This window comes from Streptomyces hiroshimensis, from assembly GCF_014650335.1.
In the GTDB taxonomy this organism is placed as follows: Bacteria; Actinomycetota; Actinomycetes; order Streptomycetales; family Streptomycetaceae; genus Streptomyces; species Streptomyces hiroshimensis.
This window is the reverse complement of record NZ_BMUT01000003.1, coordinates 375,056-386,509: the sequence shown is the minus strand read 5'-3', so window position 1 is coordinate 386,509 and position 11,454 is coordinate 375,056. Positions and strand designations below refer to the sequence as shown.

Below are 11,454 nucleotides of genomic sequence, written 5' to 3'. Positions count from 1 at the left end.
GGTGAGGTGAGGAGGGGCGAAGCCGGTCAGCCGAGCTTGCTCGCGCTCCAGTTCCAGCTCTTGACGGGATCCGTGCTGCTGTCCCAGGCGAGCTTGGGGCTGTCGCTGCCGCCGCCGGTGCTGTTGAAGGTCCACAGGCCGGTGCGGTTGCCGGAGTCGGTCGTGCCGTAGTCGTAGAGGACGCCGATGTCGGCCTTGCCGTCGCCGTTGAAGTCCCCTGCGACGGGCTTGCCGGCGGACGCGTTCCAGCTCTTCACGGGGTCGTCGTTGCTGTCCCACGCCTTGACCGGGCTGTTGAACCCGGTCGTGGTGCCGGTGAAGGTGAACAGCTTGGTGCGGTTGCGGCCGTCCTCGGTGCGGCCCATGTCGTAGAGGACGCCGATGTCGCTCTTGCCGTCGCCGTTGAAGTCGCCGGAGACGGGCTTGCTGGCGTCCCAGTTCCAGCTCTTCACCGGATCGTTGTTGCTGTCCCACACCTGCTTGGGGCTGTTGAACCCGCTGCCATTGCCGGTGAAGGTCCAGAGCCCGGTGCGGTTGCCGGAGTCGGTCTTGCCGTAGTCGTAAAGGATGCCGATGTCGGCCTTGCCGTCGCCGTTGAAGTCGCCGGAGACGGGCTTGCTGGCGTCCCAGTTCCAGCTCTTGACGGGGTCGTTGTTGCTGTCCCACACCTGCTTGGGGCTGTTGAACCCGCTGCCGGTGCTGGTGAACGTCCAGATCCCTGTCCGGTTGTGGTCGTCGTCCCGGCCGTAGTCGTACAGCACCCCGATGTCGGCCTTGCCGTCGCCGTTGAAGTCGCCGACCGTCAGTTTGCCGGCGTTCCAGTTCCAGCTCTTGACGGGGTCGTCGTTGCTGTCCCAGACCTTGACCGGGGCGGCGAATCCGCTGCCGTTGCTGGTGAACACGAACAGCTTGGTGCGGTTGCGGTCGTCCTCGGTCGCGCCCATGTTGTAGAGGACACCGATGTCGGCCTTGCCGTCGCCGTTGAAGTCGCCGACCGTCAGCTTGCTGGAGGCCCAGTTCCAGCTCTCCGTCGTCCCGCTGTCCCACACCCGCTTGGGGCTGTTGAAGCCGCTGCCGTTGCCGCTGCCGTTGAACGTCCACAGGGCCGAGTGACTGCGATCGTCCTTCCTGCCGTAGTCGTAGAGCACCGCCACGTCGTCGCGGCCGTCGCCGTCGAAGTCGCCCTTGACCCGGGCGTTGTCCTCGGCGGGCGCTGCGGCCGGGTCGTCGTCCACGATGGTGTTGAGGCGGATCGGGCGGTACTGCTCGGACTTGGAGAAGTAGGCGTACGGGATCACACGGTGATGCAGACCGCTGCTGCTGAACTCATAACCCCAATAGGAAGACCGAGAGGAATCGGCCCACTTTTCGAACAGGACGACGTGACCGTCGTTGCCGGGCGCCTTGTTGTTGAGCGCGTCGCCGGGCTTCAGCTCGTCCTTGGATATTTCGTGGGCGACGCCCACGGGAATGAACGAATCGGTGGTCTCGCCCGGGCCGGGCAGCCCCCAGGCCATGGAGACGAAACCGGAGCAGTCCGTGCGCCAGCCCTGATAGCTGCCGCTGCCGCTGTAGTGGAGGCCCTTGCCGAACCAGCCGGCCGCGCGTCTGAGGGTCTCGCTGCGGGTGATGGGCTTGGCGACGAGACTCGACGAGATCAGGCCCTGGCGCTGGAGCTTCGAGGTGGGGGTGCCTTGGCCCGGGCTCGGGCGGTCGTCCTGCGTCCCGGAGGCGGCGGCCGCGCGGGAGTCGGCGACGGCCGTCGGAGCGAGAGAGCCAATTGCCGTGAAAGTAAGCGCAGTTGTCGCCAGAGCGGCGACGGATGACGCACGGGCTATTCGAGAGATCTTCATGTGTTCCTTCTTCGGTCTTCTGTTTTCGGGCAGCCTTCGGCGTAGCGAGGTGCGTGGGTGGTGTACGCGGCGTGGACGAAGGCGTCGTCAGCCGACCGCTCGAATGCGGGGGCCGCGTGGGGGGTGCGGCAAGAGGTGTTCTTGAACGGTGGGACGGACGGCTAGATCAGCGGCGGAAGGCTGATTCCTGTCGACGTGGCCCTCCGCTCCGCGGTCCGCACATGCGTAGCCATCCCATGGTCTCCTTCGGCATCGTCGGGCAACCGTTTCAACTACCGTCACTGCCCTGACGCTTCATGTGCCGAAGATGTGACAGGTTCGCGGAAAAACTTTCGCCGCGCTGTGCGGGGTCAGTCCCGCTGAGCGCTCCTCGGGCCGTGGGCAGCACGGTCGCCCGAGAGGCCTTCGAATTGGTCAGGCCCTCACCGGGGGGAAAGAGAGGGATGCCACGGGTGGGGCCGGCCCATGGGCGTGGGATCCATGCCCGGCGGATTACTTGGGCGGCAGCCTGGCGGTGGCGTCCCAGGCGGCCTTCAGCCATTCGTCCAGGACGTGGTCGTCGAGGACTTCGCCCGCCACGTGCACCCAGCCGTTGGCGGTCCGGCCGCGGAATTCGTAGGGCCGTGCGCCGGGCTGGGTGAGGGCGGCGTCGATGTCGTCGGTGCCCAGGAATGGCATCGCCTTGCCCGTCTTCCAGAACTTCGCCAGGTCGTCCGACTCCGGGTTGCCCTCCCACATCAGGCCGACACGCCGCCGTCCCCAGCGCCTGCCGCAAAACCGTGAGAACCTGCTCGCGGCCCGGAGGCTCGGGCGCGGTCATCACCTGCAGGCACAGCCCGTTCATCAGCGGCGGAATGCACGCCGCGAGTACGGGCCCCACCACCGGGGTCATCGCCTCGACACTCTCCCGGGTCAGGCGCGCGGCCGCCTCCCGCAGGGCCGGGCGGCGCAGCGCGGCGAGGTACAGCTCGAACTCCACGACCATCCCGGTCCGGCCCTCACCCAGGCAGGCCATGACGGAATCCGCCAGCGCCTCGGCCAGTTGCTCGCGGGTGTCCTGCGCATGTTCGGCGGCCCACTGGCGAACGAAGCCGGCGAAGCGGTCAGCGGCCCGTTCGAGTGCGGCCTGGACGAGCGCCTCGCGGTCGGCGAAGTGGTAGGTCGTGGAGCTGAGCGAGACATCGGCCCGCTCGGCGATCGCCCGGTGGCTGAGCCCCTCCAGGCCGCGTTCCGCGATCAGCTCCTCCGCGACCTCGGCGATGCGCTCCCGGCGATTCGGGTCGTGCCGGCGCGTGCGGCGCGGCCGCCGCTCGGCCTCCTCTGCCGCGCTTTCTCCGCCGCAGGCGAATCCGGCTCGCTCCCGTCCTCCGCGAGTCGTAGCGTGCGCCGCGCCATGGTGCGCAGGTGGGCGAGTACCTCGGGGTCGGCCTCAAGGGCCGTGGTGTCACCCAGCGCGGTGAGGAGTTGGGCGATCCGGGTGAGGTGGTCCCCGGAGAGGTCGACCGTGCAGGTGTCGGCCGTGAGGGGGGTGACGCGTTCGGGGAGGCCCTGGGTACGGGCGAGGACGGCCGCCGCGGGGGCGGCGACGGTGGCGACGGCCCGGTAGCGGGCCGGTGCGGTGGCGATCTTCGCGGCGACGTAGGCGGCGGGGTCGGGGGCGGGCAGCTCGCGCGGCGGGACGCGGCGGCCGGTGGTGGCGACCGAAGTGATGCGGTCGAGGCGGTAGGTGCGCCAGTCGTCCTTGTGGACGTCGTGGGCGACGAGATACCAGCGGCCCGCGGCCGGGACGAGGGCATGGGGCTCGACGCGTCGCGGGCCGGGAGTGCCGTGGCGGGTGGTGTAGCCGAAGGTGACGATCTCGTGGTCGCGGCAGGCCGCGGCCAGCAGGGCCAGCACTGCCGGATCGGCCTGGGCGCGTTCACCGCTTCCGTAGGCGACGGGTGCGGTGGTGGCCTGCTGGACGGCCGCCACCTGGGTGCGCAGGCGGGCCGGGAGGACCTGTTCGAGCTTGGCGAGGGCGCGTAGGGCGGTTTCCCCGATGCCGGTGACGTCGGTGGTGGCGGTGCGCAGGGCGACAGCGATGGCGATGGCCTCGTCGTCGTCCAGGAGCAGAGGCGGCATGGCGGTGCCGGCGGCGAGGCGGTATCCGCCGCAGCGGCCGGTGGTGCCCTCGACGGGATAGCCGAGCTCGCGGAGGCGGTCGATGTCGCGGCGGAGGGTGCGGGTGGTGACGCCGAGCCGGTCGGCGAGCTCGGTGCCGGCCCATTCGCGGCGGGTCTGGAGGAGCGAGAGCAGGCGGAGCATCCGGGCGGGCATGTCGGTCGTCATGCCTCCACTGTGGCTCCATATGCGGACGAGTCGTGTCCTAAAAGGCCCCTAGCGTGGGATGTGCCGGAGGGGATGAACCAGATCATTCCCCCGTATATCGCCGAGGAGATGTGTCGCCATGAAGATCGGACTGCTGGGGACCGGATTCGCCGTCGCCCACGCCGGCGTCTACGCCGCCCGCCCGGACACCGAGGTGGTCGTCTACGGGCGCAGGCCCGAGAAGCTCGCCATGTTCGCCCAGAACTTCGGCTTCACCACGACCACGGACATGGACGCGATCTACGACGACCCGGACGTCGACCTGGTGGACGTCTGCCTGCCGACGGCCCTGCACAAGGAGCACATCCTGCGGGCGCTGGCGGCCGGCAAGCACGTGCTGTGCGAGCTGCCCATCGCCCCCACCGTCGCCGAGGCCGAGGAGATCACCCGCGTTGCCGAAGCGAGCGACAAGCACGTATTCATCGACATGTTCATGCGGGTGCACCCGGCCGTCCGGCACCTGCACCGGGTGATACGGGACGGCTCGCTCGGCGAGCTGCGGACCCTGCGCTCGTACCGCAAGGCGGGCCCCATCTGGGGGCCGGTGGACCTGGGGCTGGACCGGCTCGCGCTGGAGGTGATGCTCTCCGACCTGGACTACACCGTCGCCGCCCTCGGCCTGCCGCGGGAGATCCACGCCACCGGGGTCGCCGCCGGTGACGGGCGGGCCGCGGCCGAGACGGTGCTGCGCTACGACGACGTGATCGTGGAGTACACCGCCTCGTCGATGGTTCCTGCCTCATACGGCGTCACCCACGGCTTCGAGGCCACGTTCACCGACGGCGTCCTCGAACTGCACGAGCGTCCCTTCGAGACCACCGGCCCGGTCATGCGCCTGACCGAATACACCAGTGCGGGCTCCCGCGAGATCGACCTCGCCCCCGCCGACAACTACACCGCAGCGATCAACCACGTCCTCGACCGCCTCACCGACGGCACCGAGGACGCCCTGCTCACTCCGCGCGCGGCCACCGAGACGCTGCGCCTGGCGCTCGACATCGACCAGGCCCTCACCCGGTCCTGACCCTGACCCTGGCCCTGACCGCCTTGCCTCACCCCTTCCCGGGCCGGCGCACCGCCCGGTCCGGGGCCGTACCGCTTGCCAGGAGCACCGCCATGAGCACCGCCAGGACCACCGCTGTGAGCACCAAGCCCCGCCGTGACGACGCGCGCGGCATCGTCATCACCCGTGCCCGCGAGCACAACCTCAAGGACGTCTGCCTGACCATCCCGAAAGGGGTGATCACGGTGTTCACCGGTGTGTCCGGGTCGGGCAAGTCGTCGGTGGTCTTCGACACCATCGCCGTGGAGTCCCAGCGCCAGCTCAACGAGACCTTCCCGGCGTTCGTCCGCAACCGTCTTCCCAAGTACGAGAAGCCCGAGGCAGACGGCATCCACCACCTCACCCCCGCGATCGTGGTGGATCAGAGGCCCCTCGGCGGCGGGGCGCGTTCCACGGTGGGCACGATGACCGACATCGCCTCGCTGATCCGCCTGCTGTTCTCCCGCGCGGGCGAACCCTCGGCGGGCATGTCGACGGCGTACTCCTTCAACGACCCGTCCGGCGCGTGCCCCGCCTGCCAGGGGCTGGGCCGCACCGTCCAGCTCGACCTGGACCGCTTCTTCGACAGGAGCAAATCCCTCAACACCGGGGCCCTGCTCTTCCCGCTCTTCAACGTCGGGGGCGTGCAGTGGACGCTGTTCACCCGCTCCGGGCTGTTCGACAACGACAAGCCGCTGCGCTCGTACACGAAGGGGGAGTGGCAGACCCTGCTGCACGGCGGCCCGGACGGCGAGGTGAGGATCGAGCTCGCCACCCGCAAGGGCATCCAGAATGTCGTCTACGAGGGCATCGTCGACCGGTTCAACCGCCTTTATCTGAACCGGGACCTGTCGACGCTCTCGAAGCGGACCCGGGACGCGGTGGAGGAGTTCACCACCGACGCCGACTGCCCCGGCTGTCACGGTTCCCGGCTGAACGAGGCCGCCCTGCGGACCAGGATCAACGGGCTGAACATCGCCGACCACATGGCCATGGAGATCACCGACCTGATCGGCGTCCTGGACGGGATCGACCACCCGCTGGGCACCCCGATCGCACGGGCGGCCGTCGAGGGCCTGCGGCGGATCGAGGACATCGGGCTGGGCTATCTGCACCTGGGCCGCGAGACCGCCTCCCTGTCCGGCGGCGAGGGGCAGCGGCTGAAGATCGTCCGTAACCTGGGCTCCAGCCTCACCGGCATGACCTACATCTTCGACGAGCCCTCCACCGGTCTGCACCCGCGCGACGTGAGCCGGGTGGGACGGCTGCTGACGCAGCTGCGGGACCAGGGCAACACGCTGCTGATAGTCGAGCACGACCGGGACGTCATCGCGCTGGCCGACCACGTCGTCGACATGGGGCCGGGTGCCGGCGCGCACGGCGGGCAGGTGGTCTTCGAGGGGAGCGTGGCCCGGTTGCGCAGGGCCGGTACGCTCACCGGCCGGCACCTGGGCCGCACGCTGCCGCTGAAGACGGAGGTTCGTACCCCGACGGGGCACCTGTCCGTCGTCCACACCAGCCGGCACAACCTCAAGGACGTCTCCGTGGACATCCCCACCGGTGTGCTGGTCGCGGTCACGGGTGTGGCGGGCTCCGGCAAGTCCACTCTCATATCCGAGGTGTTCACCGAACAGCGCCCCGACGCCGTTGTGATCGACCAGAGCGCCATCGGAGCCAACTCCCGGTCCACGCCCGCCACCTGGCTGGGGATCATGGATACGGTGCGCAAGCTCTTCGCCGACGCGGGCGGCGTGCCCGCCGGACTGTTCAGCTTCAATTCGACCGGCGCGTGCCCCGCGTGCGGCGGTAAGGGCAGCATCACGGCGGACATGGCCTTCGCCGACCCGGTCACCACGGTGTGCGAGACCTGCCGCGGCCTGCGCTACAGCGCCGAGGCCCTCGCCCACACCCTGCGGGGCAGGAAGATCACCGATGTCCTCGCACTGACCGCCGAGGAAGCCTGTGCGTTCTTCGCCGGGCGGGGAGAAAAGGGTGTGCGGGCGGCGCTGGAGACGCTCGTGGAGGTCGGGCTCGGCTACCTCACGCTCGGGCAGCCCCTGTCGACCCTGTCCGGAGGCGAACGCCAGCGCCTGAAGCTCGCCGGGCATCTCGGCAGCCGCAGCGGCATCTACGTCATGGACGAGCCCACCACCGGTCTGCACATGGCGGACATCGAAACCCTCCAGCGGCTGCTGGACCGGCTCGTCGACGACGGCAACACCGTCATCGTCATCGAGCACAACCTCGATGTCGTCAAGCGTGCCGACTGGGTCATCGACATGGGCCCGGAGGGCGGCCGGCACGGCGGGCGGGTCCTGTTCACCGGGACCCCGGCCCAGCTGTTGAAGAACCGCAGGTCCCATACTGCGGCGGCACTTCGGCAGGACCTGGCCGACTGACCGAGGCGCCGCCGGCCGTGGCCTCGGCGGCCGTGGCGGGGACGTCGGTGACCAGGAAGGACGGCATCATGTAGTCGGCGCCGCCCGGGCCGGAGGAGTGGTCGTACATCCGCCCGAGGGGAACGGGTTGCCGGTGAAGACGTTGCAGTACGGCTTGCCGCCCGTACTGTCTCGCCGACCGTGTCGGTGTAGGCCTGGGCGTTGGCCCGCACGCCCGCCTGCCGCAGGGCGTCCGCGGCGCGCGGGTCCGCCTGCGCGGGGGTCAGTGCGGAGGTCAGAGCGGCACAGCTGACCGGGGTGCTGCCGGGGTCGGTCCGGGAGGCACGGTCCCGGTGGCACAGCGAGAAGGCGGTCACCGTGCGGTCGGCCTGGTCGGGGGCGAGGGAGGTGGCGGCCAGGTCGCTGCGGAGCCGGTCGGTGACGTCCTCGTTCGCGGCGTGGCCGGGAAGCAGGCCGAAGAAGACGACCGCGACCAGCGCCGCTCCGAAGGCGCTGCCGAGCTGCCCGGCCGTGGCGGTGACGCCGGAGGCGGAGCCCGCGTCGCGGGCGGGGACGTCGGTGAGGACGGTGTCGGTCAGCGGGGCGACGATCATTCCCATACCGAGTCCGAAGACGGCCATGGGCCAGGCCATCTGCCAGTAGCCGATCGAGGGCCCGGCCTGACCTGTCTGCCAGGCGAAGAGCAGCAGTCCCGCGACCATCAGGACGGCGCCGGCCTGCAGGACCGTACGGCCGAACCTCGGCACGAGCGCGCCCATGGCCAGCCCCGCGCCGAGCATGACGGCGACGGAGAACGGCAATCCGGCGAGTCCCGCGCGCAGCGCGCTGTACCCGAGGCCGATCTGGAGGTAGAGCATCCAGGCCAGGAAGAAGACGCTCAGGCTGAGCGTGATCAGCAGCTGTACGCCGATGCCGGCGCTGAAGCTGCGGGCGGTGAACAGGCCGGTGGGCATCAGCGGGCTGTCGTCGCACGCGGTCTTGGCCCGCTGGTGCGCGACGAAGACGGCGAGTACGGCCGCGCCCGCGGCCATCATCACGAAGCCCCATGTCGGCCAGCCCAGCGCACGGCCTTCGGTGAGCGGGTAGATGACCGTCAGCAGGCCAAGCGCGGCCAGGCCCATGCCGGTGAGGTTCAGGCGCGGCGGCCGCTCGGCCTTCGATTCGCCCATCGCGCGGGCGGCGATGAGCAGGGCGGCCAGGCCGATGGGCAGGTTGATCAGGAAGACCGGCCGCCAGGACAGGCCGAACAGGTCGGCCTGGACGAGAAGGCCGCCGAGGACGGGACCCAGGATGGTGCCGACGGCGGTGATCGCGCCGGGGAGCCGAACGCCGCCTTCTCGAAGCGGTCGGCGACGTTGAGGCCGCTGCCGTCGGGGAAGCGCAGCGCGGAGTAGACGACGGTGCGGTCCATGCCCGGGGCGTCCTCGAGGCCAGGGAGGTGGGAGGCGAGCATGCGGCGGTGGGTGAGTTCCTCGGCGCCGAGGGCGTCCGTGTAGAACGTGAGGGCGTCGAGGGCGTTGTCGCAGTAGATCATCGGGGTGGTGAACAGAGTCTGCTCGGCCATGGCAGGCTCCAGGTGGTGTGGGGGAATCCGGATAGGTTCGGATGGATTCAGGGGGATCCCTGGGAGTCGGTACGGGCCCGGGGGCTTCTCCAGGGGGTATGCAGCGACCAGGGGTACGCAACGACCGTAGGAAGCCAATGGGTCAATTCGCCTCTATTGGGCAAAACGGCTGCTCGGCGGCCCGCATCTTGCTTTCCTCGTGGTTTTAGGCCGGGAAATGTCCTATTGCGGTGGGAGGCTCCCGGGCATGAGTGACACTCCCGGCCGCCTGCTGCGGCTGCTCTCCCTGCTGCAGTCCCCGCGCGAGTGGCCCGGCCACGAGCTCGCCGAGCGTCTGGGCGTCAGCCCGCGCACCATCCGCCGCGACATCGACCGCCTGCGCGAGCTCGGCTATCCCGTGCACGCCACGCAAGGCAACACCGGCGGCTACCGGCTCACCGCCGGCACCGCCATACCGCCCCTCCTCCTGGACGACGACGAGGCCGTCGCCATCGCGATCGGTCTGCGCACCGCCGCCGCGGGCTCGGTCACCGGCATCGAGGAGACCTCCGTACGCGCCCTGGCCAAGCTGGAACAGGTCCTCCCCTCCCGGCTGCGCCGCCGCGTCACCGTCCTCCAGGAGGCTGCGGTCGCCGTCCCGCAAGGCGGGCCGAGCGCCGACGCCGAACATCTCGCCCTCCTCGCAGCCGCCTGTGTCACCCACGAGAAGGTCCGCTTCACCTACCGCGCCGCCAACGGGCAGGAGACCCGCCGCCTGGCCGAGCCCCACAGCCTCGTCGCCGCCGGACGCCGCTGGTACCTCGTCGCCCACGACTGCGACCGCGCCGACTGGCGCACCTTCCGCCTCGACCGCCTCACCGACCCGCTGCGCACCGGCGCCCGTGTCCCGGCCCGCGAACTGCCCGGCGGCGTGGACGCTGCCACCTGGGTCTCGACCACCCTCAGCGGCACCGCCGGCCACCGCGCCCTGCTCCTCGTCCACGCCCCCGCCGAGCAGGTTGCCGACCGCGTCCCCGCCACCCTCGGTGTCGTCGAACCCGTCGACGACCACACCTGCCGGCTCCTCACCGGTGCCGACTCCCTGGAATACCTCGCCTACCGCATCGCCGTCCTCGGCTTCGACTTCGAGGTCCTCGACCCGCCCGAACTCGGCCCCCACTTGAGGACCTTGGGGGAACGCGTCCTGCGCGCCGCGCACACCGCCGAACAGGCAGGGGGCGCCAGGTGAACAGCCGGCCGGGGCTCTTCGACGCCGCGCTGGTGGCACCGCCGCCCGCACCCGCGCCCGGCTTCCGGGACATCACCTTTCACGAACAACGCGCCCGCACCCTGCTCAACAAGATCCCCGGAGCCCGCCCCGGCGGCATGGCCTGGACCCTCAACCCCTACCGGGGCTGCACCCACGCCTGCACCTACTGCTTCGCCCGCGACGGCCACGAACCTCTCGGCTTCGACACCGGGGAAGGTTTCAACACCCAGGTCGTCGTCAAGACCAACGCCGCCGACGTCCTGCGCCGCGAACTTCGCCGAGGGAAGACCGGAGACGATTGGGTGATGGTCGGCACCTCCACCGACTGCTACCAACGGGCCGAAGGCCATTACCGCCTCATGCCCGGCATCCTCCGTGCCCTGGCCGACCACCGCGTCAAGTTCACCACCACGACCAAGAGCGCCCTGCTCCGCCGGGACCTCGGCCTCTTCGCCGAAGCCGCCCGGGTAGCGAACGTCCTGGTCATGACCTCGCTCGGCTCGCTCGACGAGCGCGTGTGGCGCGCCTTCGAACCCGGCGCCGCACCCCCGCGTGCCCGCCTCGCCACCATCGCCGCCCTCCGAGCGGCCGGTGTCCCAGCCGGGGTGCTCATCGCCCCCGTCATCCCCCACGCCGGCGACCACCCCGCCGCCCTCGACGCGCTCATCGACGCCTGCGCCGAGGTCGGCGCCGTCACCGTCTACCCCGACGTGATGCGTATCAGCCCCGGCGCCCGCGACTGGTTCCTCCGGCAGTCCGCCGTCCACCTGCCGCCCCACCTCCATCAGCGCCTGGCCGCCTCCTACGCCAACAGCCGCTCCATGCCCGCCTCGTACGTCCGCGAGGTCACCGCCCACCTCCACGCCCGGGCCGCCCTCCACGGACTGCCGCGCTGGGAGGACTACATACGCGACGCCGGCCGCCGCACCTCGGACAGCACAAACCCCCGCCTCCGGGACCGCTAGACGGTTCCGGAGGCG

At 70.5% G+C, this 11,454-nt stretch carries 8 protein-coding genes and 2 pseudogenes; 4 read left to right on the top strand and 6 right to left on the bottom strand.

Annotated elements, in window-relative coordinates; translation table 11 throughout:
* Positions 1-26: 26 nt before the first annotated feature.
* The 4 genes and pseudogenes from IE241_RS10120 to IE241_RS10105 form a co-directional block, all read right to left on the bottom strand.
* The gene (locus IE241_RS10120; RefSeq protein ID WP_190021343.1) at positions 27-1,853 is read right to left on the bottom strand and encodes a C40 family peptidase; all 1,827 of its coding nucleotides are present in this window, start codon (positions 1,851-1,853) and stop codon (positions 27-29) included.
* Positions 1,854-2,345: 492 nt separating this feature from the next.
* A complete protein-coding gene (locus tag IE241_RS34130) occupies positions 2,346-2,591 on the bottom strand; it encodes a hypothetical protein (RefSeq protein WP_229899041.1) in 246 nt (81 codons plus the stop codon).
* Positions 2,592-2,622: 31 nt separating this feature from the next.
* Positions 2,623-3,051, bottom strand: a pseudogene (locus tag IE241_RS34930) (TetR/AcrR family transcriptional regulator); the annotation flags it as partial.
* A 38-nt stretch (positions 3,052-3,089) separates the two neighbouring features.
* Positions 3,090-4,181: a helix-turn-helix transcriptional regulator gene (locus tag IE241_RS10105; protein WP_190021341.1), complete on the bottom strand. Its 1,092-nt coding sequence runs from the start codon at positions 4,179-4,181 to the stop codon at positions 3,090-3,092.
* Positions 4,182-4,299: 118 nt separating this feature from the next.
* Between IE241_RS10105 and IE241_RS10100 the strand changes: the two genes are divergently transcribed.
* Both IE241_RS10100 and IE241_RS10095 read left to right on the top strand, forming a co-directional pair.
* Complete coding sequence (locus IE241_RS10100) at positions 4,300-5,244, top strand: Gfo/Idh/MocA family protein (RefSeq protein WP_190021340.1); 945 nt, start codon at positions 4,300-4,302, stop codon at positions 5,242-5,244.
* 92 nt (positions 5,245-5,336) lie between these two features.
* Positions 5,337-7,661: an ATP-binding cassette domain-containing protein gene (locus IE241_RS10095; protein WP_190021339.1), complete on the top strand. Its 2,325-nt coding sequence runs from the start codon at positions 5,337-5,339 to the stop codon at positions 7,659-7,661.
* A gap of 539 nt (positions 7,662-8,200) precedes the next feature.
* On the opposite strand, the pseudogene IE241_RS34125 reads toward IE241_RS10095, so the two are convergent.
* Both IE241_RS34125 and IE241_RS10090 read right to left on the bottom strand, forming a co-directional pair.
* Positions 8,201-8,950: pseudogene (locus tag IE241_RS34125) on the bottom strand (efflux MFS transporter permease); the annotation flags it as partial.
* The gene (locus IE241_RS10090; RefSeq protein WP_190021524.1) at positions 8,878-9,225 is read right to left on the bottom strand and encodes a VOC family protein; all 348 of its coding nucleotides are present in this window, start codon (positions 9,223-9,225) and stop codon (positions 8,878-8,880) included. The gene IE241_RS10090 and the pseudogene IE241_RS34125, both read right to left, overlap by 73 nt.
* 247 nt (positions 9,226-9,472) lie before the next feature.
* On the opposite strand from IE241_RS10090, the gene IE241_RS10085 reads away from it, so the two are divergent.
* Together IE241_RS10085 and IE241_RS10080 are read left to right on the top strand one after the other, a co-directional pair.
* The gene (locus tag IE241_RS10085) at positions 9,473-10,453 is read left to right on the top strand and encodes a helix-turn-helix transcriptional regulator (RefSeq protein ID WP_190021338.1); all 981 of its coding nucleotides are present in this window, start codon (positions 9,473-9,475) and stop codon (positions 10,451-10,453) included.
* Complete coding sequence (locus IE241_RS10080) at positions 10,450-11,439, top strand: radical SAM protein (protein ID WP_190021337.1); 990 nt, start codon at positions 10,450-10,452, stop codon at positions 11,437-11,439. The genes IE241_RS10085 and IE241_RS10080 overlap by 4 nt, the downstream gene beginning before the upstream one ends.
* The last annotated feature ends 15 nt before the right edge of the window (positions 11,440-11,454 follow it).

Coding starts and splice junctions, on each gene's coding strand:
- IE241_RS10120 (WP_190021343.1), bottom strand. CDS start 1,853: ATGAAGATCTCTCGAATAGCCCGTGCGTCATCCGTCGCCGCTCTGGCG.
- IE241_RS34130 (WP_229899041.1), bottom strand. CDS start 2,591: ATGTGGGAGGGCAACCCGGAGTCGGACGACCTGGCGAAGTTCTGGAAG.
- IE241_RS10105 (WP_190021341.1), bottom strand. CDS start 4,181: ATGACGACCGACATGCCCGCCCGGATGCTCCGCCTGCTCTCGCTCCTC.
- IE241_RS10100 (WP_190021340.1), top strand. CDS start 4,300: ATGAAGATCGGACTGCTGGGGACCGGATTCGCCGTCGCCCACGCCGGC.
- IE241_RS10095 (WP_190021339.1), top strand. CDS start 5,337: ATGAGCACCGCCAGGACCACCGCTGTGAGCACCAAGCCCCGCCGTGAC.
- IE241_RS10090 (WP_190021524.1), bottom strand. CDS start 9,225: ATGGCCGAGCAGACTCTGTTCACCACCCCGATGATCTACTGCGACAAC.
- IE241_RS10085 (WP_190021338.1), top strand. CDS start 9,473: ATGAGTGACACTCCCGGCCGCCTGCTGCGGCTGCTCTCCCTGCTGCAG.